Genomic DNA, 23,582 nt, shown 5'->3' with positions numbered 1-23,582 from the left:
CTATAGCATCGCTTTTAAAGAGTGATAAAGCTTACAAAAATAAGCATGTCTCACTAGATAGTCTTTATATAAATTGCGATTAGACAGTTGAAGCTTTTCAAATTCCTCAGGAGTTAGACTTTTATGAAAATTTAGTAATTTTTCTCCCAAATTTTCTTTTGGTAATACACGACATATATGTTGATCCCAGTCTATTAATTCTTCTAAAGGTAAACTAACATCGGTATCGATAAGCACAGGAATACGACCAAAAGCAAGTGATTCATAAAAACGAACCGAAAAATTTCCTGCACCACGCAAACAAAAGGTGTAAGGAGAATTTTTCAGGTTTTCAAAAAACTCGCGAGTGGTTTGCTCTCGTTGCGTTAAAGTGACAGCACCAGCGCGATATTTATCTCTATAGATAAAATCAGTTTTAATATTTGAATTACTTTCTAAATCTTTTAAATAAGAAAACCTTTTTACTGCTGCATTATATAATAACTGTTTGTCGCTGTTATCAAAACCTAAAGTTCTATTCATATTTCCTTTTGCCGTAGAAAGTTGCATTCTTAATTTCTCTTTCCAGCTATTAGTAGCAAATCCGGTAAAAGAAATTTGTGGTTGTGTTTTATAAAGATGAATGTTAGATGTTAAATCATCACGTTCAACAGGATCTGAAATAAACGCGGGAATTATGATGGTTTGATCATCATTACTTGATAGAAAACCGGCATTACGCCAAGTGATAATATTCTTATCATGAAAAGTTTTACCATAATCACCGCCGGTGTACACCATCATTTTTTTGCCATTTGACATGGCCAGCTGATATAAAGATTTAAAGTATTCTTGATAGGCCTTTTGCTTGATTGAGAAATAGTTGATGGGAAAAATAATAACATCAGCAGCACTAGGCTCCTTTACTAACTGATAATACTCTTTTACAGAAGGGTGCGCGTTCTCATAATAACACAAATCAAAGAGCAATGGAAAAACGACTTTCCTATTCTCTGGAATAAGTAATTCTTGATATGTGTATAGTTTGATCATAACTGGCTCGCCCATTTCTCACTTTGCTTCCAAGCAGCTAAGTATTTTTTATGATGAGCGTATGGATTTTTAGTTCCGAAGGAACCATAAGTCTTAAAAAACTGTACCATTTTATATCCAAGTAATTGTTTGTGCGTATAGTTCTTCTTGCGGTGATACATGATTTGCGGCGATGGCTTAGGTTGAATCTCATCTATTCTCCAAGGAAAAACATACTGTTTTCTAAATCCACCAACAGGAGCTTTTAGGTGTAGAATTGGAATTTGAGGTGCATAAATGACGTCAAATCCAGCGTTTCGTACTTGCATTCCATAATCAACGTCTTCTCCATAACCATGTTCTAAAGCCATATCAAAATTACATTTCTCAAAGACTCCTCTATGAACTAAAGAACAGCCTGACCCAAAAGATTCCCATTGTTTAAAAGTTTGCATATTTTCAATCTCTCCATACTGTAAACAGGCAAATGTGACACATTTTGCATTTGACCTATTTAAGAAATCTTCAACTTGAATTGAGAAATTTTCTTCAATTCTTACATCATCATCAAACAATAATATCCATGGCGCTCTAGAATAACTAATCGCCTCATTACGAGCTCTACAAGCACCAGTAACATTTGTGAAATGATGAATTAATTTGAACTGGTAGGTTTCATTTCTTAAATCATCTAACTCACTTGTAGTGTTCTCACATGCATTTTGCTCTATTATTATCACTGATTTCGGTGCTCTATTTTGTTTATTAAGATCAAATAAAACGTCCTGTAAATAGGAAGCACGTCCCATTGTCGGTATCACCACATCATAGATTAAATCTTTTTTTGAGATAATATCTTGAGGTTTTTGCAATTTTTCTACGTTAAGTTTTAAGGACCGATTTTTATAGAATTGCGCTTTCGCGAAAGCGTACAGAGGGAAACGTTTCTCATACCACATATGACACATAAACAAGATAAAAATCCAGCGTGTTTTATAATGTTGTTTAACAAAACGATACAATGTCGTTGTATCAAATTGATCTTCTTGTGAATTATAAACAGGAATTTGATAACTCAAAACTCCTAAAGGTCGTGCTAACTTACTAATGGAATTAATCCAATACAGTAAGTTACTTTTGTCATTTAACTGACCATTTAATTGATTTATTAATGAGGCGTGAATGGTGAAAGCTGTGGTGCTTTTTATCCACGTAGGATAAGTTACAGCATTAGAAATATTAATGAATGGTGAGTCTTCTACATAGCCTAAATCTTTGTGCAATCGATTGTAAGAAGAAACAATAACATAAGGCTGTAATAAATTTTTTATAGCATCTTTAACTGGAGTAGTATCGATACCTTTCTTATATATAACTATGGATTGATTTGGATTTTCTTGAGCGATTTTTACAATAGCTGTAATGGCTCTTTCTCCATTATGAAGTGAACTAGTAACTCTATTATTCTCGTGTTCAATGAATATCATATGTTGCAAACCTAATAATAGAATTAATTAAATATCGTGATGAAGGACTTTAATTCGAGGTGCTGTTGCGATGCGCTGATTTATAAAATCAACATCTCTTATAAATATAGTGTTGAATTGGTTTTTATCGTATTTTTCTACAGGATTCAAGCACCTAGTAAAGGGCATATATCTAAAGGGTGAAAAACCACGCTCTACCAAGAAATTTGAAATCTCATCATCATCAATATTGTAATATTTTCCAGAACCATTTAGTTCTATAATAATCACTTTTAAAGCTGCATTATTAAGTGTTTTCACAGCACCTTTAAGCGCTTGCAATTCATAACCTTCTACATCTATTTTCACAGCTGTTATAGTCGTTGTGTTTACCAATTGATCTATAGTTTTCACATCTATGGCGCTGGCATGTGGATGACATTCATCTACTATTTTATTCATCACACCTTGATCATTACTAAGAAACAAGTTTCCAGCCTCACTAGAAACACCAAAATTATGAGCTTGAACAAGTGTATCTAGTTTATTTAAAGATACTTGTTCTTTCAATCTATTAAAAGTAGATTTTAGTGGCTCTACACAAATTGACCTATTCCTTATAGAACCTGAAGTAAGTATACTGAAATGTCCCATATTTGCTCCTACATCTAGAAAACAATCTTCGCTTCTTAAAAAATGCAACAAAAATAAAGACTCTCTAAACTCATATAACCCATAATAAATATTCCCTACTAATCCTGCATCACCTTTTTGAATAGATAATTTCAAACCATTTATCCATTGATGAATAACCCGGGTTTTATAAATAAATTGCAAGTTTGTGTACATGTATCGCCCTAGAGCCTGTCGTGGCTTATTAGCCGTTAACTCGTGGCTTTTAAACATCCTAAATCGCTTTTTATTTTTAGTAATAATAGATTTAAAACTAAGCATTTATCGCAGATTTATAAAAGGTTACATTTTGCTTCACTATTTGTGCTTTTGAAAAATTAGACTCTAAATGAGCACGAGCATTTTTCCCACATTGTAAGGCAAACTCTTTATGAGTTAACATTTTTTTTAATTCATCTGAAAGTGCCTGGGTATCATCTGGTTGTATAGTGGAACCTGTTATTCCATCAATCATTACTTCATTTGCCCAGCCTATATTACTTGTCACCAGTGGTTTTTCTAATGCCATTGCCTCTAGCCATGTCATAGGAAAAGCTTCGGCATAGCTAGGAAGACATACAACAGATGCATCATTAATATAAGAATTCACTTTGTGGTAAGACACTTGAGAAATAAAAGTTACTCTATGGTGGTATCTTTCATCTATTTCTAATTTAATCAATTCACTAGTCATTTTTCCCGTTAAGGCATCCTTAACATCTGTCCCTAAATATTTGAGTTGCACTTCGCTATTGTTTTGTGCTATAGAGTTGAAAGCTCTTGCTAGTGCTATTACACCTTTTTTCCTAATCACGGAACCAAAATTGATAATATATGGAACCTGACTTTTTGAACTCGTTGGAACGAATTTGTCTAAAGCTATCATATTTGGGATGACTTTGATATCGAATGATAAATTAAAAAGAGCCTTAGTTTTTTGAGATGTGAAATTACTAACACTAGTGAGAGCATTGGCTTTTCGGAGCGCCCATTTTTCAAAAAGAAAATTCTTCTTTTTTTGAGATCGATGTTCTAAATGACAAAAATAAGTGTCACTACCATGCAACCTAATCACAAGAGGCTTTTTTAACTTCATAAAAGCAGTTATTCCTGTCCAGTCAGGTGCTTCTATAACATCTATACCATGTGAGTTATTATTAATATACTCCTGGATATATTTTCTATAAAAATAAAAGCCTCCTATTTTATATTGTTTTTGTTTAATGAGGTGAAAGTGTATTCCATTTTCTACAAAGATTTGATTTACTTTTTGGCCATAAATAAACAAAGTACACTCATAACCACTTTCTACCAGAGCAGTGGCTAAATTATTGATACTTGTACCTATTCCAGCGCTGTATTGCACAGATTTATGAGGATACTCTGGTGTGAGGAAAGCGATGTGCATTTTAATCTATAAGTAAGTCTTCAGTTAATATTGCCGTAAACTCTCTTGCTCCAGTGATATTTAAATGACCACAATCAGAATAATATTGAGGTGTATTATCAAAAATATCAATATAACTAATTACTTCCGGATATTTAGCAATTAAATCTTTATTGAATATGTCCCTATTAGTAGCTTGAGAGCAATATGGAGCCGTATAAAAAATTAAATTATTGTTTTCCAATTTCTTCATCCATAAAACACCTCGATTAGAGGCTTTAGCGGTTGCTGGTAAATTCCCTTTAATATCTCGACCAATTCCTTGTTTACCTTCAAAACCATTCGATAAATCAATTCTACTAGGCTTGTCAAATAATTGAAGTATAACTTCTCTAAATCCACTTAACTTGTCATTTGCTGCATATCTTACAAAAGGTAATCTGTACATAAAAGGATTATTTAAGTCTATTATAATATTATCACTTACTGATTCGGTATTTAGATATGGAGTAATAAAAGACTTAAATTGTGGTGAGTAAGCATCAAAATTTACTGCATAATCCAGCTGAAACAATACCTTTTTATAACTCACATTATTATTATTAAGCATTTGAAGAAATACAGCGCTGTCGTTAGTCTTGCTGCCTTGAAGCCCTAGGTTAATACATGATTTTCCAGTAATCCTAGAAACTACTTCACAATCTATATGATTCTCTACACGTGAACTACCTAAAAAGATATAATCAATGTGTGTATTTCTAAGTTGACTTATAAATTGCACTTTATTTCTAGGATTACTAGTATTAAATGCTCTTGTATATACTTTATCTATAACTAATGCAGTTACTACTAGAGTAAGAATTATGAATAAGGTATGATTTAAAAATCGAGTCATTAAAACTGAAAATATATAAAATCTTGATGGCTAGAATAAACACCTAATGTTAATAGCATAAAAATAACACAAGTGATTTTAATCCATTTCCAGTTACCAGTGAATGGATGTTCTTGAGTCCTATGAAACCATTCAAATAACACAAAAATAAATATTAATAAGAGTAATTCGACATTATATCTTTCCATGAACAAATACTGAATATCGAAATCTAATTTTGTAACTACTGCCTTTATGTAGCTACATGCCTCCGTAATATTTGAAGCTCTAAAAAATACCCAGGCTAAACAAACTAAACTAAAAGTAGTCAACATCTGGGTAAATTCTTTTAAACTAGGCAAAATTCTATTTTCACTTACTTGATTTACATTTTTTCTGTTTCCATCAAGTAATAGAACTGGAACAAAAAAGAGCGCATGTAAAAAACCCCAAAAAACAAATGTCCAGTTTGCCCCATGCCAGAAACCACTCACCATAAATATGATGAATACGTTTCGTAATTGCATCCACCTAGAACCTCTAGAACCACCTAGCGGAATGTAAACGTAATCTCTAAACCAGGTAGATAGAGAAATATGCCAGCGCCTCCAGAATTCTGCCATATCACGGGAGAAATAGGGATAGTTAAAGTTACGCATCAAGTCAAATCCTAATAATCGTGCTGTACCTATAGCTATGTTTGAATAACCTGCAAAATCTCCATAAATCTGAAAAGCAAAATAAACAGCACCTAGAATAAGACTCAGGCTGTTCATGCTTTCATAATTATCAAATATGCTATTTACATAAGGTGCACAACTGTCTGCTATCACTACTTTTTGAAAAAGTCCCCAAAGAATTAAGTTGATTCCAGAAATTCCTTGCGCTTCATTAAAAACCCGTTTTTTAGAAAATTGAGGTAATAAATTTGTCGCTCGTTCAATAGGTCCAGCTACTAACTGCGGAAAAAAAGCAACATAAGCTGCAAAATTGATGAAATTTCTCGACGGCTTTAGTTTCTCTCTATAAATGTCTATAGTGTAGCTAAGCGTTTGAAACGTATAAAATGAGATTCCTACTGGTAGTATGATATTCAACGTACTACGGTGCATTTCAACACCTATAGCTTCAAACGCATCTACCCAAGAGTCTACAAAAAAGTTATAGTATTTAAAGAAACCTAACAGCCCTAAATTCACCATTAATGATATGATGAGCAGCGCCTTTTTTCTTGACTTTAAATTTGACTCCTCAATGGTCAAACCTATAAAGTAATCTACTACAGTACTAAAGGCGATTAAAGCAAGAAATCGATAATCCCACCATCCATAAAAAAAATAGCTAGCCAAAAGAATAAAGGCATTCTGTAATTTAAGATTTCTTTGCACTACAAACCAGTATATTATAAAACATACTGGTAGAAATAGAAGAAATTCAATAGAATTAAATAGCATTCTTTTGAATTTTTTGAATAACTTCCCATATACGCTCACTGGCTTTCTCTGGAAATCCGGGTTTATTTACAATGCCGTACCAGGATTTACAAACAAGCACTGGATCAACCACTCTTTCTAAAAGCTGCTTGATACCAGTATAAATATCTTCCTTCTTATGAGCCCAAAATACGGCATCATTGGGCATGGTTCTAAAATGAACATACTTATAATTCTGACCTATGTCTCTTATCCCTTTTTTAAGTTCCGGTTGCTCATAATTTGGATAAATTGTAGGCTTATCATGTATCACAAAGTCAAACACCATACTAGAACATATATTAACCACTAGTTCACAGTGATAACATGTATTTACCAGCAATGCAAAATCTTCCTTAGTAGGCATCACCTGATTCCACTGTTCACCCATAGGTTTCCACAATGGCTTAATGGTAGTAATGATATCATCAAACTCCTTCAATATCTCGCTATATCTATCAGAATGATCTACTGGCACTGGACGGAATATGATACCTATGTTATATCCACGATCGTTAAGTTTTTGAACAGCCTCAGCGGTATCTTTAAGATACAAATGATCTAATGGTGAAGTAGTCGTATCATCACCAGAAAAACAGATGTAATCCTTATTTTCATCTAGACCATGCTGTTCACAATAACGCTTCCGCGAAAGCAATAAAGAATCATCATAATGTGGCTCAAATTGTGGTGTTCCCGTGACAAAGATTTGTTCTTCTCTAGTTTTAGGATAATATTCAAGCAACTGCGATTTCATCAATTCTGACCAGACAAAATAATAATCAGTTTCAATGGTGGTCATTCCTTTTGGAAGATTATCCCAACTGTAAATCCAGCAAGCGGTTTTAATTCCTAAATCTTGAGCCGCAAGTATAGGTGCGATGGCTTGTGTCGCTCGTTGCGTGGTACAAAATACCAAATCTGGCCTGTGCTCTTCTAGCTGTGCTTTCACTTCTTGATATCGTTGTGTAGAACGTTCGGCAGAATTCATTTGATCCATCAAGCGTTGCCAGCCTTTTGGAGTAGCATTAAAGGTTTCATGAAACTTTACAAATGAACTTTTAGCGATATTCTTCAAGCTGTTCCACCTCAATGGAAATCTATAGGTAGGATAGACCTTATCTTGAGTTCGCTTTCGCGAAAGCGATAACTCCACTCTTTTACGAGCATGATTGATTACCGGTGTTTTAGGATGTATTCTAGTACTTTCTATCTTTAATTCTGGATAGCCCAACTCTTTTTCAATAGAAAAAACAGTATTATTCCAGTATGTAATATCAAAGCCTTGTTGCTCACCGATTTCTTTGAATTGAGTAAACGCAAAATTGCGCAGTCCTACTCCATCAGGAAATAGAATGAATACTTTGGATTTGATATTTTTAATCATATAAGCAAATATTTTATAAAATTGTCATACCGAGCTTACCGAAGTAGAGTTTAAATCAGAGAACTGCTGAAATATCAAATCTTTCTTAATAAGACTGTATGGAGTACATCGAAGTTCTCGAACTGATATCACATTTTAAGTTTAAGTTTTAAAATAATAATTATTCAGAACTCACAACTCACAACTAATCAACTCAAAGACTCACCGACTATTTCCTATACTTCAACTTATCACGTTGCACTTGCTCGATAGGTAAGATGTCTGTCGCTTTATAATCTAATGCTTGATAAACAGCTTTTAAATCACGAGCCAGTTTTCGCATTCCGGCTGGTTCTAAAGAGGCACTGTGATCTGTACCTTTCCAAGTACGATCTAGTGTGTAATGACGTTCTACCACATTTGCGCCTAGTGTATAAGCCGCAACATCTACAGCAATTCCTAAATGATGTCCAGAGAATCCAATCGTTTTAACGCGATCACCATATTTTTGAATCATGGTGGTAATGTCTAATAAACACACGTCTGGAAATGGCACTGGATATCCTGAGGTACAGTTGTATAGAACAAGATCTTTTGCACGATGATGATTTTCAAAAAACGCTACGAGTTCTTCCACCTCATCCTTAGTAGTCATTCCAGTAGAACAGTGAATTTCTCCTTTATAGTTTTCACATAACCAGCCTAACATCTCATAATGATTATTACAAGCACTAGGTATTTTTATAAATTCAGGATTCAAACCTGCAATTTCTTTAGCACTTGTTAGATCCCAAACACTAGTAGAATAAGTAATGCCTACTTCTTCACAATAGGCCTTTAACTCTGCATGCTGATTCACATCAAATTCTAAGAATTCTCTATGCGCTCCATACGTATCACCATAAGAGTTTACAGGATTAGGATGCGGTGCCTCGTATTGCTCTTTAGTCAGGAGCTCGATATTATGACGTTTTTGAAACTTTACGGCATCTACTTTACAGAATATTGCCGCTACTTTTATTAGTTCTTTAGCAATCTCCATGTCGCCTTTGTGATTACCACCTATCTCTGCGATAACATAGGGCGCTTTATATTTACTCATAACGGTTATTGTATTTTATAATAAATTCTGTAGCCTCACGTATGGCACCTTCGGCACTATTATTTTGCAGGATAACATCTGCATGATTTTTTATGGGTTGTGTGGCGTTTGCAGGTGTAAACGACCAACCTGCGGCACAAATATTTGCCATATCATTAACGTCATCACCTATGTAGGCTATGTTTGAAAATGATAAATCTCTATGTGTAACGATTCTGGATAGCAAACTATACTTGTCTTTTACACCTAAGTAAACATCTTTAATTTGTAGCTTTTTCATTCGGCTCGCGACGATTTGTGAATCTTCAGAAGTCATGACCATTACTTCTACTCCATACTGACGTAGGATTTCTAATCCCATGCCATCGCGCATGTCAAATTTTTTCATCAATTCACCATCAGCTCCATAATAAATGCAACCATCAGTAAAAACGCCATCTACATCTAGAATAAGGTGAGTAATTTTTTCACTTTGTTTCTTTAACTTTAAACGTGCTGCTAGTAATTCTTCTACGATTTTCCAGTCTGTTAAGGAATCTATCTCAGTAAGACTATCCTCAGGCATAAGGACTGTTGCTATATTACCGCTTATTCTATTTTGGCTTTCGCGTAAAGCAGAATCAGTAGTTACATAACAAGCGCCATTTTCAATTAATAAACCTTCAAAATCCTGTCTGCGCGGTCTGTTGAAGATATCATAGTTCTTAGGAGTACCGTCGGCATGCCAAGTAAAGCGATGCGTGTTAACCACAGTCAGTGCACTGTCGTAATTTTTACCATCGGTAACTGTTTCTAAACAATTATTAATATCTACAGCGGTTGTAAATGGCGAAGTCGCTTGAAGTAAGCAAAATAAATCAAAGTTTGATTCGTGCTTGTTTACAAATTCCATTATAGCTATTTCTGTACTTGCAGTATCTGTAGCGCTGATATCGCTGCGTTTTATCGCTTTTACCTTAGTAGTCCAGTGATATTCTTTTTCTATAAAAGATAGAATGTCTTGGTCATCTGTATAAACATAGACTTCGTCGAGATTTGAAGCAATGGCTTCACCTAGCGTCCAACAAAAAAGAGGTCTTCCTAAAAGCTTCTTTTTATTCTTTCCTGGAATACCTTTGGAGCCAGCACGTAATGGTATAAATCCTATGGATTTCATAGTTCTAGGGTTGTGCGCAAATTTAAGGAAAGTATTAACCTTATGCCTTAGAATTTTAAATTCCTACTGATATTCAAATAATTTGATTCAAGGTTTTTACTATTTCCATCAAACTCTTGTTACGTTCTTTTATAAAAAATGTAGCTTCATGCAGATGAAATTTTTGATAAACACTGATACACCTGTTTAATCTCGTTACAAATTCGACATTTTCTAAATTATCTATAAAATCAAATAATTCTTTAGGACTACTCATTTTAGAATAATCTATAAAACTATTTTCTGGAAATAACTCATAGATGCCATTATCACCAAAATAAATAGGCAAACAATAATTTTCAATACTATCCCAGATTTTTTCAGTAATGTAGTTACGAGCAGTAGTATTTTCAAATGACAAATTAAAATGATACGGCCTGAGTAAATCTTTTTTACGGGTTGACCAATCGCCTTCTCTACTATCTTCAAGGGATATATTATCTGGCCATCCTTTACCATAAACATCCAAGGCATTATTACTATGACCGTAAAGAGCTATTTCTGTACGCTTTTTGATAAGGTCAACGTCTTTTTTTCCGATAATGACAGCTTCGGTATTTAATCCTTTGTAAAATGACATTAAAGCCACTACTTTTTTATTTTTAAATTGGAAATCTTCAGGAATCTCATGTAATGATTCTCTGAAAAAGCTATGGTTAAACGGTGTTGTACTATGAAAAACTTTAGCATTATATACGTTCATAATATGAACTTTTGCTATTCCTAGTGCATATTTCTTTACATCACTAGACGTTGTGTCAAACCTTGGTTCATTAGACCAAAGTAGGAACTTTTTAGTAAAGGCGTATCTATATATATATTTTCTTAGATACTTTAGATTTTGTGAAACGATAACATCAGCCTGTTGCACTTTTTCAACCATAGAAATACCATGTGCATTTAAAAACGGGATATCTTGAGGATCGAAAACTCCAAAAGGAGTCCAACGCATATTACCAGAAGTAAATACTTTAATTTCTTTCATCTATTTAGTGCTCTTACTATTCCTTTTTAACATAGATTTTAAACTCGTTTTTAACTTCATTTGAAAAGCTTGATTTTTATGAAAAAACTTAATCTGACAATTTTCCTTTAGTAAACTTAAAAGTTCATCATCGTGAATAGTGTTAGTACCCATTAACAAAGATGAAATATAAGTTCCCCTTTGAGCATTGAATAGTTCTAAATTAAAAACATTTTTAAATAAATTAATATCCAATAGTTGTTCTAGTGACAGCGCTGTTCTCATACATTTTTCACAAGTAGAACAATTCAAATGTCCTGTGTTATTAGCTTTAAAAGTATTTGTGCACACATCTAAATGATGGCGTGTTATTTTAAAATTAGCAATGTAATTGACACGTTCTATTCTCCTTTTATCTCCTAAAGTAGATGTTGTATTTAAGTAAGAAGCATAAAGCTGCGGCAGTATATAATGATCATAGTTACTGGTATCACCTGATACTAGGCTACTCTGATTTAATGAATAAGCCGATGCATAATAGTACTCATTTATAAAACCTTGGGTTGCAAATACGCAAGATAGGTTTAAAAAACTGTGTGCACTTTTAAACTGCCCTTTTAATAATTGATGAACGTTTGTTCTCACTTTAATAATCTCTAAATCCAGATTTTCTGCAGCTTTTAGCGCATTTTCTAATCTATGATTAAAGGTTATTTCTGTATTATGAGTTCCAAAAGCACCATGAGAACCTGCATCAAAAAAAGTAAGATAATCTAGTTTAGTATTTGAATCAATAAACTCTTTTACTGTAGCTATGCTATCTACACCACATGAAATACCTGTGGCTTTCGTAAGATTATCAATTTTAATTTCTATTGTTTGAGAAGCCTTAATCTCAATATGCTTATTCATTTTATGAATAATACACAACTCAGGTAATATGGATTTATTGAGTTGATCTAACAGCACCTGATCCACTGTACCCTTTATTTCTAAATTTTCACACTTTTCTAGCATTAAAGGAATAAGAGCTATCATAAATGAATCATATAACAATACTCCATTTGCAGATTGATGTAAATGAGTCATCTTAAAATAAATGCGAGTATTATCAAGAAAGCACTCAATTACATCAAGTCCATTTGCCTTATAAAGCTTTATGTTATCTAATATCATAGTGCAATATTTTTATAAATGTCGAGCACTTCGTTTTGAATTAAAACTCTATCAAATTGAGCTCTGATTGATGCATTATTTTCATAAAAAACACGATAAGATTGCTGCAAATGAATAGCCTTTAAAATTACATCCCTAATATGTAAAAAATCCAGTGGATTCTGAATTAAAAAACCATTGAATTCGTGTTTTATGATCTCTGCAGTTGCGTTTCCAGGATTAGACTGAATAGGAATACAACCCATAAAAATAGCCTCTAACATAGAGTTAGGAATCCCGTCACTAATACTATTCCCTATGTAAAACCTTGAAGATTCCATTAAGGCCAGTACTTGAGCATGAGAAATTTCTTGATGAACATCAATACTCATATTCGTTAAGTCATTTGCTTTTATGAAATCTAGTAAAGACTTTGTAGCACCAAAAACAATAAGTTGTATTTCTTGTTCTTTTGCAACTAATTGAAAGGCTTTTAAAACTGGAATCGCTTTACCTAACTCATTTTCATAACCTTTAAGAATAAAGGTGTTTTTATTTCGGTCTAGAGTAACTTCTTTCTGGATAAATCCACCACCACCAGGAAAAATTCCTTTATGCACCCCATTATAACCCATTTTACAAGCAATAATAGCATCTCTTTCACAATCTGTGATAAGATAATTTACCCTTGCTAAAACTCGTGTAACTTCATTTTCATAATTAGGTTTATTTGCTCTGTAAAAAAGATCACTACCCCAACTGGAGTACATCCATTTTACAGCTTTATGTTCTTGCATTGCATCTAGGATGGGTAAACAAGCTGTATATAAAGCAAAACTATGTACTAAATCTGGTTGAATTTCTTGAATAGATTTTTCAAAAGCTGTCGTAACGCTAGTATCATATTTATGAACCAGAGCATTAAATAATTTAGGTAGCTTATTTTTTAAGAATGTACGACCTCGTTTTTTTAAAAAGCCTTTTTTCCATCCTGTGATTTGTGTCATCCAGCTCATAGATGGCGCATATCCTTGATCTAATATATCAAACCAGTACACTTCATGACCTCTATCTCGCAACTGGTCTGACCAGCGACGGAAATGAATGGAATTCATAGAAACTAAGAGGATTTTCATGAAACACGTGTTATGTGAATGACGAGCTTAATTTCTCCTTGGACTCTATTAAAACTATAGGTATGTGGCTGGTCATGATGTCTCAAAATAAGTGCTTCCAGTAACATTTCATTGACTCTTTCAAGGCTTATAAAAAGAGGCGTTTTTTTTCCTAATACTTTCTTTGCAGTTGTTTTTAATGTATTAAATTCAGTATGTGCTGTGACCATTAATTTAATCACGCCTGAATCTTGATAATTACCTAGAAAAAAGATAAAAGACTTTATATCTTCTTCTGTGGCATGTCTTTTTAACAATACATCTGGTCGGTCCAGTGCTTTATAATCCTCCAGATTAAAGCTCTTTCCCCAGTTATTTGAATAATTTGCTTTTATTTTTTTAACCTCTTTAGTAGCTGTAAAGTAGCTGTGATTTATACGTTCTAAGTAAGGATGATAAGGAAAACTACTTTTCTTGCTTCGATACGATTTTGCGTGCCATTGATGCTTAAATAAAACTTCGCTTTCGCGAAAGCGGACTTCATAACCAGCATTTCTCAATCTTACATGCACATCAGTATCCTCACTGCCCCAACCGTGATAAAATTCATCAAAACCATTAATAGACTTTAAATGTTCTACAGGGAAAACAGTTATTCCAGTGGCTTCATAATCTGTTTTAAACTTAACTTTATAATCGATGAAGGCAACCTCTTTACTACTTTCTTCTTGAGTCATAATACCTACGGTATAATAGACCGATTGAGAATTTGAAAATTCTGGCAACTCCAATTTTATAAAATCAGGATGCCATATCATGTCCATATCACATACCATAAAATGAGAACTAGTAGAATGCTTTAACACCAGATTAATGGCCCGTGATTTATTCCATAACTGTTGTTGACATGGGCAGTAGATAATCTCCATAAGAGGAAATTTACTAGAGTGTTCTTTTAATTCATCTTGATAAGAAATACCGCTTCCATAATCTACAAGCACTAATCTTACATTATCATTTAACTGCTCGTGAATTGAATTTAAACTCTTTTCTACAAGTTTCAAATCTCGATTTCTATTGGGAATTACTATGGTAAGTGTATTGCTCATTGCTACAGTTGAGTTAATGCCCTTTTTAAAGTGGTTACACTTAAATATTCCGCAACGTCTGGTCTATTTAATTTAGACCGATCTGTATCATTTTTCCAGTAATTATATAAATCCTTAAGGTGAGATTTAATAAGCTGGATATTATGTATCTCACTATAATAAGGATAATCTTCACCTAGAATTCTCCTTGATTCACTGTAGTGTGGTCCTAGAAGCAGTATAGGCTTATTTGCAGCAACACTGTGAGGAAATTTACCGGGTAAAAAGGGACTGAGTGGTCCTTTTGCCTCGAGAATCACATTAACCGCTGCTTTTTGTTGCATAGCATGTGTTATATGAAACTCTTCATAACCATCACTTATCACAAGCTGAGAATATTCTTTTTGAATCTCATACATTTCCTTATGAAAAACAGATTCTATACCTACAAAGACTAATCGTGCATCTTCCATTGCTAGCGGATATTCATTTAAAAACTCTATAAAGGCTTGAATTAAAGATCGTGGATCTCTAGCACTCATTAATAATCCGGAATGTAAAATATTGAAGCATTTTCCTTCAAAGTATGTAGGAAAACTAGCTTTAAAAACTAAAGAATCATCTATCAAATGTGGGATAATAACAGATTTATTTTGAGCCTCATGATAATAACTTTCCATCCACTCAGCTAGCAATTGACTGGGATAAATAATGCGATAAGCATTTTGAGAAATAGATTTAAAAAAGTCTCTTTTATATTGATGACCAGGCTCTACCCAATCATAAGGCCTAGGATAACTATGCATAGGATATGGATCATGCACATAAGCCAGCCATTTAGAATGCCAATCTGGGAGATCTAATAAAGTTCTATGGGTTCTAAAACTACTCGCCAGACTTAAGGTTAAAATGTAATCGTATTGTTTACAGTCTTCCTTTTGCACCGCAGCTTTCATACTTAAGGCATCGGCGGTGTGAGTGAATGAGAAACCTCTTTTCTTTTCTACGTACTCGTTAAGTTTAACTGGGATAAATCGCTGGAGTAAAATCACAAACTTACCTAAATAATAGAACCAAGATTTTCTCTCCTTAATGCTGATACTTTCACAACCTTCTATAAGAATCTCTTGTCTCGAATAATGCAGTACTTTAATGATTGTAACACATTTAACAAGATTGCGTATTAAAGATAGTCTTCCCTTTGCTGCACTGCTTGCATTAACGTCAAGATTCTCTGCAAGAACTAGTATTTTAAGAGATTTAGGCATAGAGCTAAATTACATTTTTACTCCTTAAAATAGGAATAACTCTGTGTTTCAATTTAAAAGGTTACAAAAAATGATCCATCACCTTTGCAGGCAGACCTTTTTTTGAGTAAAAATATTTTTTAAAAGATGATAACTTCATTAATTTTGAAATCACTTTAAACTTTATAAAGTAGGTTAAAGGTTGCGCTTTTAATTCATTGCCAAACACAGGTATTTCTCGTTTTTTCTGAAAGGTATTTATTTTATACAATTCATTATTTTCAACATAGGTATTTCCCAAGTGAAATCCATTAGTCTTATAAGTTGCTAATCGATATGCATCACATTTAATAGTAGGTTTATCTAAATAAGGGAACATTGAGTTATTGCCTAAAAGATACACTGGATTTTCTTTAGGTAAATTTTTAAAGACCGTGGTTTTATAAGTAGCGCAAAAGTGACTATGGCCTACAACTGCTGTATGATTATTACATTCAACGGTAAGAATATGTTCTTTATAATATTGGGGTAGATGCGGCCAACCTATACTTCTTGCAAAATGCTCTATACCTGAAACATCAGCAGGAGATTTAAATTTGAGTTTGCTTGAAAAAAAATAGTCTACCCATAAATTTATAGTATAGCCTGAATGGGAACGCATAATAGGAATAGGTGATACGGCTCCAGCTTTCTTATGATTTTTAAAGACATCTATTACATGCTGATCCCAGTTATCAGCAAAAAATACATCACCATCACTAATGGTCACATAATATTCTGGTACGTCGCGCAGGACTTTTAAAATTGCATTTACTTTCCCTATTGGTTCTGGAAAAAATAATAATTCATCTATGAATCCTTCTTGATAATAGGAAATAAGCTCTTTCTCTATGAGAACATTTCTATTACCATTGCATATTAATGTAATCTTGTGATAATAAACACTATGGGCTTTTAAAGATTTTAAACTCAATTCTAAAATACGCAGATTATCTTTATAGAAATCTTTCCCATCTGAAATATAAAATGGTATAATAATACGGTGATTTGTGTGGCTATAATCCACCTTCACTCCTTTAGTATTATTGACTCCTTCTCTCATTAATAATAGTACTGGTACTTAATTAATTAAAGCGCATATAATTTTGATACGCCCTTTTAGCCTTATATAAAGCTAATTTAATTTTGTGCAATTTATTTTTAGACTTTATAAGTTCTTTAGGAATTAATGATTCTTTTACATCTAGTTCCCATTGCTGATCTACCCAACTATTAAAAAAAGACCTTTGACATCCATCTTTAATCCATTGTTGAGCCTCTTGATGTTTATCAGGATTATGAATATGGTAAGCGGGAAAATGGGTATCTATAAAAATATCTATTCCTAGAACCTCTGCTCTTGTGCAAATATGTCTATCCTCACCACCATAAGGTAAGTTAGAAATTCTATCAAAGTTGAGTCCCAGTTCCATCGCCTTTCGCGAAATTAAAGTACAAGCACCACCAGCACCTACTTTATAAGTTCCAGGATTTTTAAGTTGTAAAATAGTTTGAGCACTTGAATAATTCCACGAGTGCACATCCCAGCAATTAGGTTTGGCTATAGCATCATTTGTAAATACGGTCCAGAATAGTTCAAAAACAAAATCCTTTTCTTGATTTACAAGATGAACTAATGTTTTAGGGTTCAACACTAAATCTGCATCAACTAGAAAAATGAAATCATAGTTCTTATCAAGTGCCTTTTGAATAGCGCTATTCTTAATTTCAATGATGCGATCTACAGCACTTACCGTCCAATCGTGATTTTTATATGATGATCTACTTTCCAGATAATCTTTCTCAACAATAACATGATCATGTTTATCAGCCTGTAGTTGTGTAAAGGATTGAGCTTCTTTAGTTTTATTATCATCATAAAAAAGCACCTCTAACTGTATTCCTTCTTGTTCTAAGTGAATCATAGAAGGCAGTGTTTGCTCTAAGACTTTTTTAGGCTTACATAAGGAAGAAAATAATAGGACTTTTTTCAAATTATCGATGATAGATTATGATTCAAAAATACAACTTATGAAATTCTTCTTTTAAGCCTTTTAAAACCCTTAAAAAAGAAAGATACCCATTTAACTTTTAAGAGAAAGAAAGCACCAAATCTCTTTTTAATAAAATATGATTTACTATCTGAAATTTTTTGTTGTAATTCTTGAGAAATAGAAGCACCTGATCCACCGCCTAAATGAACTATAGTAGCTTCTGGGAGAATTACACTCAAATAATTATGCCTGCCATATCTCCATCCCAGCTCCATATCTTCATAATATAAAAAAATATGTGGATCAAACAATCCTAGCTCTTTAATTACAGTTGATTTAATGAGAATTCCAGCTGCTGCTAGATAACCTACTTCTTTTGGTCGCTTCGTATCACACACTTTATAGGTAGCATAGTTTACATATTCTTGGATAGGTATTTTATAAATCCCTATGTCACTCCATATTTTACGCTTCTCTAGTAGATTGCCGTAAGCATAATTTGGGGAACCATCTTTTTTTATGAAGTTAGGACCTACTATTCCTACGTGTTCATGCTTCTCTAAATAGTCCATCATTATAAGAATACTGCTGGTGTCAACTAAATAAGCATCAGAGTTGAGCAATAAAATATATTTACCTTGAGCATGTTGAAATCCTAAATTATTTGCTCTACCAAAACCTAAGTTCTCCTCACTTTTTATTAAAATCACATCTGGAAAAGCAGCTATCGCAACTTCTATAGAACCCTTTATACTTGCGTTATCCACCACGATCACCTCAAATAACTGCAAATCCAAATACTTATAAACGGAAGAAATTGCTTGAGCAACAAGATCTGGTGTATTATAATTAACTATTATGAAGGAAATCATAACTTAAATAACTTTTTAAATTGTCTTTTAAGCATGCACGTCAATTTAAAAATTTTGTAATTCAAACTGTTTTTAAAACCACTTAACTCCATTTCTTGATACTTCGACTTCTTAACTAAGTTATGGTAACTACCAAAGGTCTCTATATAATAGTTTGTATGTTTATTAAACACATAAGACTGTATTTCGGTTTGTATTAATTGATTCACACTAGTATTGCGAGACTTTGGTTTGATGCGATAGTAAAGACATATATTTTCAATGAATTTAACAATAGGATCATCTTTTAATAAATGAATCCAAAACTCCCAATCTTCAAGTCCTTTATCCAATTTAACATCATATCCTTCTATACGTTGCCATTCTTTTTTTCTGTAAATTCCACTAACAGGAATAATATTATAAATAGCAAGTTCTTTCATGCTGAATTCTGGTAATTCCCACTTTTCATTCTTTTCACCTATCATCATAACAGCACCATAAACGACTTTACATGAAGGAGAAGTATTAAAAAGATCAAATGCGCTTTCTAAATAATTTTCATCAATATAATCATCAGCATCGATTGGTAAAATATATTCCCCTTTTGCTTTAATAATTCCCTGATTACGCGCATTACTGACGCCAGAATTCTCAATTGATATTAAGGAAAATCTAGAGTCATTTTGCATCCATCTTCTAACTATATTTTCAGTATCATCAGTACTACCGTCATTTACGATAATGCATTCCCAATCTTCATAACTTTGGTTTAAAACAGACTGCAAGCACTCGTCAAGGAATTCACCTTGATTATAGCACGGTACGATTACTGAGACTTTAACCATCAATCAACGTTTTTTTTAATTTTTTCAATTATTGAATTCATCTTCTTTTTGGCAAGACTGAAATTCTTTTGAAGTTTACTGGGGTAATACGAATAATGTAATTTAAGTTTATTTGGAAAATATTGACGAATTACTTTTAAGCGCTCTTTACTAATTTGATTATACTGTTGGCTGCTTATGCCGTCATAGTAAAAAACACTAATGACTTCATCTACATAATGGTATTTAAATGATTGTTTACCTATTCCTAACAAGAAAAACTTCCAGTCTGCCACTATATCTAACGAAGTATCATAAAGCTCGTTATTAAAGCAATCCTTTCTAATAAGAGTTGCGGGATGCGGTAAACTATCCTTGATTAAATAATCTAAATTGATTGTATCTGGATATTTTTTCACCCAAGTACGTTCCGCTACAACCTCTATATTTCCATAAATTAATTCAACTGGATCTGTTTTATCAATAACTTTAGTTAATTTTAATAAACTGTCTGCATCTTTAAAATGATCTCCACTATTTAAAAAAGTAAATAATCTCCATTTGCTTTTTTAATGCCCTTATTCATGGCGTCATAAACTCCTTGATCAGGTTCACTTATATTGTAGCTAAAGCGGCTTTTATTTTTCTCAATTAATTCTTTGCTTGCATCATTACTGCCGCCGTCAATGATTATATGCTCAAAATCCTTACTAGTTTGTTTTTGAACGCTTTTTATTGTTCTTTCAAGACCTGATACATCATTATAATTAATCGTTACAATCGATATTTTCATTGTCCAAAATATTATTAAATAATTTGAGATACTTATTTGCTTGTTTAGCAAGGTTATACTTATAAATTGTACGATCCCTAATAACTTGTGGATTAAAATTATAACCTTCATTAATAAAATCAATTAAGGTCGCGCGCAAGGAATCAACAGTAATATCTTTAACAACTAATCCATTAATTCCATGGTCTATCATATCTACAATGCCACCAGATGGAAATCCTATAACTGGTGTTCCACACATTAATGATTCTAGAACTGTGTTAGGTAAGTTATCCATAATTGATGGTATCACAAAAACATCTGCAGCGCTGTAACAATAACTTAATGAATCATAATCATTCAAATAACCCATTTGAACTAAATTAGAAATATGATCTAAATCAGAATACCTCTTACCTACGGCACATAATATCGTATCTTTAAATTCAGCCTGAGAATTTTCAATTGATTTAAGTAAAAACAAAAAGCCTTTGCGGCTATTTGTCAAAGAATCTGCAACAAATAAAATAATTTTTTTATCTAACGGCAGATTGAAGTGATTTCTAGCCTCGATTTTATTATAGAACCTAAACTTCTTACTATCTAAACCGTAGGGAATACAGACCGACTTATAATTCCCAAATACTTTGCTTTTCTTAGACTCTTCAAGCAACCATCGAGATGGAGCAGAAATAGTTAAATCCTTAAAATGTTTAAGAGCTTTTAATTTATAATTTACAACATTTTTAAAGATAGCCTTTTCATATTCTGTTAATACTCTAGGAATAGGTTCTCCACTATTTGAAATCCCAATAAATTTCTCAATATAATGTTCACCTCCTGTAAATGGATTCATATCGTGCAAAGTCCATACGATAGGTTTTTTATTCTTCTTAAAGAATGATTCGTAATCTAAAAAATTAGCAGTCCAATGCAGGTTAATGATATCTGCTTCTTTATATAAATCAGATTTAGTAATGTCAAATTTAGATTGAGGAAAACTAAATAAATCTAATTCTTTATTTCTTTGACTTATGAATAAATGATTACTTGATGATTTTTTAATTTTAAATCCTAACTTCCTTAAAAATTTCCTAGAATATAAACTAATCTTATCTTGAATAGATTTTTTCTGAATATCCATCGAATCAAACTGATAAGAGTTTTTTATATCCTTTTTTTTGTGCAGGACGAGTAATTTAGAGTCCACATCTGCATTCAAAAAACCTTCGTGCAGCCTTATACAAGCATTTGCAGCTCCACCTGTGTCGTATGTATTCACTATTAGAATTTTCATTCAACTTTATTATTCTCGGAATCCGTATATATTAAGTTGCATGTCCATACCATTATAGATATTAAGACTCTGAAAAGGTTGCTTACTACTTAAGCCAGGTGCGTTGACATGAAGTCTAAAACCAGAATTTTCTAAAATATTTATAATTTCTCCTAGATTTTGAGTTTGTTGTACAAAAGAATGATATTCTACAAAAATCCTATTTACATTATCTAAACTTGATTCAATATCTTTAATAACCACACTTTCAGCACCTTCAATATCTAATTTTAAAAAATCAACATTCCTATTTAAATAAGGAAGCAATGATTCTACATTTATACTTTCAAAACTTCCTGAATTTTTACCATCTGTATCGATTAAGCCACCATCAGCACCTTCATTATAAAAGTTAAGCGTTTCGCACTTATTCCACAATCCGGATTTTATTAAAGTTACATTTTGCAATCCAAATGACTCAATATTTTTTTTCAAAACGGCATGAATTTGAGTATCAGGTTCAAAAGCTAAAATCTCTGACTTTGGAAAAAGCTTTTTGAAATATATTGTAGCTAATCCAATATTTGCGCCTCCATCTATAATATAAGGTGATTTGTTTTCAGAACTAAACTTATAAATCTCTTGCTCAAATATTTCTTTATACATAAAAATAAATGAGGCAGCGTCTGGAATATAAATAGTTTTTCCCTTTAATTCAAAATTTGTAGATACAAATCGAGGAGTATTGTACAACCGATCTAATGGATTTGATTTCTTATTATTTTTTCTTCTATAATAATGTAATAATTCAGGTGCTAATATTTTTTTAGTTTCTTCTTAATATTTTTAATGGTGATCTTTTTTTGATGGTTTTTTACTTGAAAATTATCATAAATATTGGGATTAATACTAACTTCTATCTTTTTAGGCTTAATATAATTATTAATATCCTTCTCTACTTTATTCTCTCGTTGACAATGGACTCCAGAACCATCAAAACCTATATTTCTTAATAAGGATTTATTAGGAAATAAAAACACACCATTTTGCAATAACATACTTGTGTAGAATCGAACTGCCCACGAATCCAATCTTCCAGAAACTTGAGATTGTAACATCCCATAAAAATCAAGAGTTCCAAATCTCATTTGATCTTTAAGATTTCTATCAAAAACTTTTTGGTTTAATCTATTAGCATTAAAATCAATTTTACTCCAACTATGAGACCATGTAGCATAACCCCATGAACTCATTATAGGTAAGAAATAAGTAGATTGTTTAATTGGTTTATCACAATCAAATTTATAGCCCGAAATTCCAAATACTCTTTCTTCATCTTTATATAATTCCAAAGATTGGTTCATAAACTTCAAGAAACCCTTTTCTGTCACAATATCATCTTCAAGGACTATTACAGAATCGTTTTTTGACAAAACTTCTGTAACTCCGTCAATAACAGAGTTTGCTAAACCTTTGTTTTTTTTAGATTCTATAATGTGAATCTCTTTACACCACTTCTTACTTTTAATAACATCTCTAGTCTGCTCAATTTTTAATAATTCCTGAGTAGTCGCATTATCTTTAGGGCCATCTGCATACACAAATAAAACAGAATCTTTTGCAAAATCATTTTTCTTTAAGGCCTCCAAAGTTTTTCTAGAATGTTCTGGACGATTATAAATAAATAATGCTATTGGTGCTAATTTCAT

23 protein-coding genes are annotated in these 23,582 nt (G+C 32.5%); all 23 read right to left on the bottom strand.

Features of this window, described 5'->3' with window-relative positions:
* Entirely contained in the window at nt 1-1,032 is a 1,032-nt protein-coding gene (locus BST92_RS09795) for an exostosin domain-containing protein (protein WP_105071286.1), read from the bottom strand.
* Complete coding sequence (locus BST92_RS09790; protein WP_105071285.1) at nt 1,029-2,498, bottom strand: glycosyltransferase family 2 protein; 1,470 nt, start codon at nt 2,496-2,498, stop codon at nt 1,029-1,031. Before BST92_RS09790 ends, BST92_RS09795 begins: the two co-directional genes overlap by 4 nt.
* Before the next feature lie 27 nt (nt 2,499-2,525).
* On the bottom strand, nt 2,526-3,266 hold the full coding sequence (locus BST92_RS09785; protein ID WP_170061735.1) for an FkbM family methyltransferase: 741 nt from the start codon (nt 3,264-3,266) through the stop codon (nt 2,526-2,528).
* A gap of 157 nt (nt 3,267-3,423) precedes the next feature.
* Nucleotides 3,424-4,557, bottom strand: coding sequence for a glycosyltransferase family 4 protein (locus BST92_RS09780; RefSeq protein ID WP_105071283.1), 1,134 nt, complete (start codon nt 4,555-4,557; stop codon nt 3,424-3,426).
* Between the two features lies 1 nt (nt 4,558).
* Nucleotides 4,559-5,431: a hypothetical protein gene (locus tag BST92_RS09775; protein WP_105071282.1), complete on the bottom strand. Its 873-nt coding sequence runs from the start codon at nt 5,429-5,431 to the stop codon at nt 4,559-4,561.
* Nucleotides 5,431-6,864 (bottom strand): MBOAT family O-acyltransferase, encoded by a 1,434-nt coding sequence (locus BST92_RS09770; protein ID WP_105071281.1) that lies wholly within the window; start codon nt 6,862-6,864, stop codon nt 5,431-5,433. Before BST92_RS09770 ends, BST92_RS09775 begins: the two co-directional genes overlap by 1 nt.
* The gene (locus BST92_RS09765; protein WP_105071280.1) at nt 6,854-8,269 is read right to left on the bottom strand and encodes a glycosyltransferase family protein; all 1,416 of its coding nucleotides are present in this window, start codon (nt 8,267-8,269) and stop codon (nt 6,854-6,856) included. The genes BST92_RS09770 and BST92_RS09765 overlap by 11 nt, the downstream gene beginning before the upstream one ends.
* A gap of 208 nt (nt 8,270-8,477) precedes the next feature.
* Complete coding sequence (locus BST92_RS09760; protein WP_105071279.1) at nt 8,478-9,350, bottom strand: N-acetylneuraminate synthase family protein; 873 nt, start codon at nt 9,348-9,350, stop codon at nt 8,478-8,480.
* A complete protein-coding gene (locus BST92_RS09755) occupies nt 9,343-10,506 on the bottom strand; it encodes an acylneuraminate cytidylyltransferase (protein ID WP_105071278.1) in 1,164 nt (387 codons plus the stop codon). Before BST92_RS09755 ends, BST92_RS09760 begins: the two co-directional genes overlap by 8 nt.
* Before the next feature lie 73 nt (nt 10,507-10,579).
* The gene (locus BST92_RS09750; RefSeq protein WP_105071277.1) at nt 10,580-11,530 is read right to left on the bottom strand and encodes a glycosyltransferase family 10 domain-containing protein; all 951 of its coding nucleotides are present in this window, start codon (nt 11,528-11,530) and stop codon (nt 10,580-10,582) included.
* Nucleotides 11,531-12,685: a hypothetical protein gene (locus BST92_RS09745; protein WP_105071276.1), complete on the bottom strand. Its 1,155-nt coding sequence runs from the start codon at nt 12,683-12,685 to the stop codon at nt 11,531-11,533.
* Complete coding sequence (locus BST92_RS09740) at nt 12,682-13,800, bottom strand: glycosyltransferase (protein WP_105071275.1); 1,119 nt, start codon at nt 13,798-13,800, stop codon at nt 12,682-12,684. The genes BST92_RS09745 and BST92_RS09740 overlap by 4 nt, the downstream gene beginning before the upstream one ends.
* Nucleotides 13,797-14,888: a glycosyltransferase family 2 protein gene (locus BST92_RS09735; protein WP_105071274.1), complete on the bottom strand. Its 1,092-nt coding sequence runs from the start codon at nt 14,886-14,888 to the stop codon at nt 13,797-13,799. The genes BST92_RS09740 and BST92_RS09735 overlap by 4 nt, the downstream gene beginning before the upstream one ends.
* Before the next feature lie 2 nt (nt 14,889-14,890).
* Nucleotides 14,891-16,135, bottom strand: a complete 1,245-nt coding sequence (locus BST92_RS09730; protein ID WP_105071273.1) for a glycosyltransferase family protein — start codon at nt 16,133-16,135, stop codon at nt 14,891-14,893.
* Between the two features lie 61 nt (nt 16,136-16,196).
* Entirely contained in the window at nt 16,197-17,216 is a 1,020-nt protein-coding gene (locus tag BST92_RS09725) for a glycosyltransferase family A protein (protein WP_105071272.1), read from the bottom strand.
* A gap of 22 nt (nt 17,217-17,238) precedes the next feature.
* Entirely contained in the window at nt 17,239-18,078 is an 840-nt protein-coding gene (locus BST92_RS09720; RefSeq protein WP_146105141.1) for a hypothetical protein, read from the bottom strand.
* Between the two features lie 104 nt (nt 18,079-18,182).
* On the bottom strand, nt 18,183-19,019 hold the full coding sequence (locus tag BST92_RS09715) for a glycosyltransferase family 2 protein (protein ID WP_105071270.1): 837 nt from the start codon (nt 19,017-19,019) through the stop codon (nt 18,183-18,185).
* Nucleotides 19,016-19,846 (bottom strand): glycosyltransferase family 2 protein, encoded by an 831-nt coding sequence (locus BST92_RS09710; RefSeq protein ID WP_105071269.1) that lies wholly within the window; start codon nt 19,844-19,846, stop codon nt 19,016-19,018. The genes BST92_RS09715 and BST92_RS09710 overlap by 4 nt, the downstream gene beginning before the upstream one ends.
* Nucleotides 19,846-20,244 (bottom strand): glycosyltransferase family protein, encoded by a 399-nt coding sequence (locus BST92_RS09705; protein ID WP_105071268.1) that lies wholly within the window; start codon nt 20,242-20,244, stop codon nt 19,846-19,848. The genes BST92_RS09710 and BST92_RS09705 overlap by 1 nt, the downstream gene beginning before the upstream one ends.
* Nucleotides 20,245-20,363: 119 nt before the next feature.
* Complete coding sequence (locus BST92_RS09700; protein WP_170061734.1) at nt 20,364-20,618, bottom strand: glycosyltransferase; 255 nt, start codon at nt 20,616-20,618, stop codon at nt 20,364-20,366.
* Nucleotides 20,593-21,894, bottom strand: coding sequence for a glycosyltransferase (locus BST92_RS09695; protein WP_105071266.1), 1,302 nt, complete (start codon nt 21,892-21,894; stop codon nt 20,593-20,595). Before BST92_RS09695 ends, BST92_RS09700 begins: the two co-directional genes overlap by 26 nt.
* Nucleotides 21,895-21,903: 9 nt before the next feature.
* Nucleotides 21,904-22,539, bottom strand: coding sequence for an FkbM family methyltransferase (locus BST92_RS09690; RefSeq protein WP_105071265.1), 636 nt, complete (start codon nt 22,537-22,539; stop codon nt 21,904-21,906).
* Between the two features lie 149 nt (nt 22,540-22,688).
* Nucleotides 22,689-23,582 carry a glycosyltransferase family 2 protein gene (locus BST92_RS09685; protein WP_105071264.1) on the bottom strand — a complete coding sequence of 298 codons (894 nt, stop codon included), beginning with the start codon at nt 23,580-23,582 and terminating at the stop codon, nt 22,689-22,691.

The organism is Nonlabens arenilitoris (assembly GCF_002954765.1).
Lineage (GTDB): Bacteria > Bacteroidota > Bacteroidia > Flavobacteriales > Flavobacteriaceae > Nonlabens > Nonlabens arenilitoris.
Note: the sequence above shows the minus strand (reverse complement) of the source record. Positions and strands in the feature narration are given on the sequence as shown.

Excerpts from the sequence above, each read along its gene's own strand:
- BST92_RS09795 (WP_105071286.1), bottom strand. The coding sequence starts at position 1,032 with ATGATCAAACTATACACATATCAAGAATTACTTATTCCAGAGAATAGG.
- BST92_RS09790 (WP_105071285.1), bottom strand. The coding sequence starts at position 2,498 with ATGATATTCATTGAACACGAGAATAATAGAGTTACTAGTTCACTTCAT.
- BST92_RS09780 (WP_105071283.1), bottom strand. The coding sequence starts at position 4,557 with ATGCACATCGCTTTCCTCACACCAGAGTATCCTCATAAATCTGTGCAA.
- BST92_RS09775 (WP_105071282.1), bottom strand. The coding sequence starts at position 5,431 with ATGACTCGATTTTTAAATCATACCTTATTCATAATTCTTACTCTAGTA.
- BST92_RS09770 (WP_105071281.1), bottom strand. The coding sequence starts at position 6,864 with ATGCTATTTAATTCTATTGAATTTCTTCTATTTCTACCAGTATGTTTT.
- BST92_RS09765 (WP_105071280.1), bottom strand. The coding sequence starts at position 8,269 with ATGATTAAAAATATCAAATCCAAAGTATTCATTCTATTTCCTGATGGA.
- BST92_RS09760 (WP_105071279.1), bottom strand. The coding sequence starts at position 9,350 with ATGAGTAAATATAAAGCGCCCTATGTTATCGCAGAGATAGGTGGTAAT.
- BST92_RS09755 (WP_105071278.1), bottom strand. The coding sequence starts at position 10,506 with ATGAAATCCATAGGATTTATACCATTACGTGCTGGCTCCAAAGGTATT.
- BST92_RS09750 (WP_105071277.1), bottom strand. The coding sequence starts at position 11,530 with ATGAAAGAAATTAAAGTATTTACTTCTGGTAATATGCGTTGGACTCCT.
- BST92_RS09745 (WP_105071276.1), bottom strand. The coding sequence starts at position 12,685 with ATGATATTAGATAACATAAAGCTTTATAAGGCAAATGGACTTGATGTA.
- BST92_RS09740 (WP_105071275.1), bottom strand. The coding sequence starts at position 13,800 with ATGAAAATCCTCTTAGTTTCTATGAATTCCATTCATTTCCGTCGCTGG.
- BST92_RS09735 (WP_105071274.1), bottom strand. The coding sequence starts at position 14,888 with ATGAGCAATACACTTACCATAGTAATTCCCAATAGAAATCGAGATTTG.
- BST92_RS09730 (WP_105071273.1), bottom strand. The coding sequence starts at position 16,135 with ATGCCTAAATCTCTTAAAATACTAGTTCTTGCAGAGAATCTTGACGTT.
- BST92_RS09725 (WP_105071272.1), bottom strand. The coding sequence starts at position 17,216 with ATGAGAGAAGGAGTCAATAATACTAAAGGAGTGAAGGTGGATTATAGC.
- BST92_RS09720 (WP_146105141.1), bottom strand. The coding sequence starts at position 18,078 with ATGATTCACTTAGAACAAGAAGGAATACAGTTAGAGGTGCTTTTTTAT.
- BST92_RS09715 (WP_105071270.1), bottom strand. The coding sequence starts at position 19,019 with ATGATTTCCTTCATAATAGTTAATTATAATACACCAGATCTTGTTGCT.
- BST92_RS09710 (WP_105071269.1), bottom strand. The coding sequence starts at position 19,846 with ATGGTTAAAGTCTCAGTAATCGTACCGTGCTATAATCAAGGTGAATTC.
- BST92_RS09700 (WP_170061734.1), bottom strand. The coding sequence starts at position 20,618 with ATGAAAATATCGATTGTAACGATTAATTATAATGATGTATCAGGTCTT.
- BST92_RS09695 (WP_105071266.1), bottom strand. The coding sequence starts at position 21,894 with ATGAAAATTCTAATAGTGAATACATACGACACAGGTGGAGCTGCAAAT.
- BST92_RS09690 (WP_105071265.1), bottom strand. The coding sequence starts at position 22,539 with ATGTATAAAGAAATATTTGAGCAAGAGATTTATAAGTTTAGTTCTGAA.
- BST92_RS09685 (WP_105071264.1), bottom strand. The coding sequence starts at position 23,582 with ATGAAATTAGCACCAATAGCATTATTTATTTATAATCGTCCAGAACAT.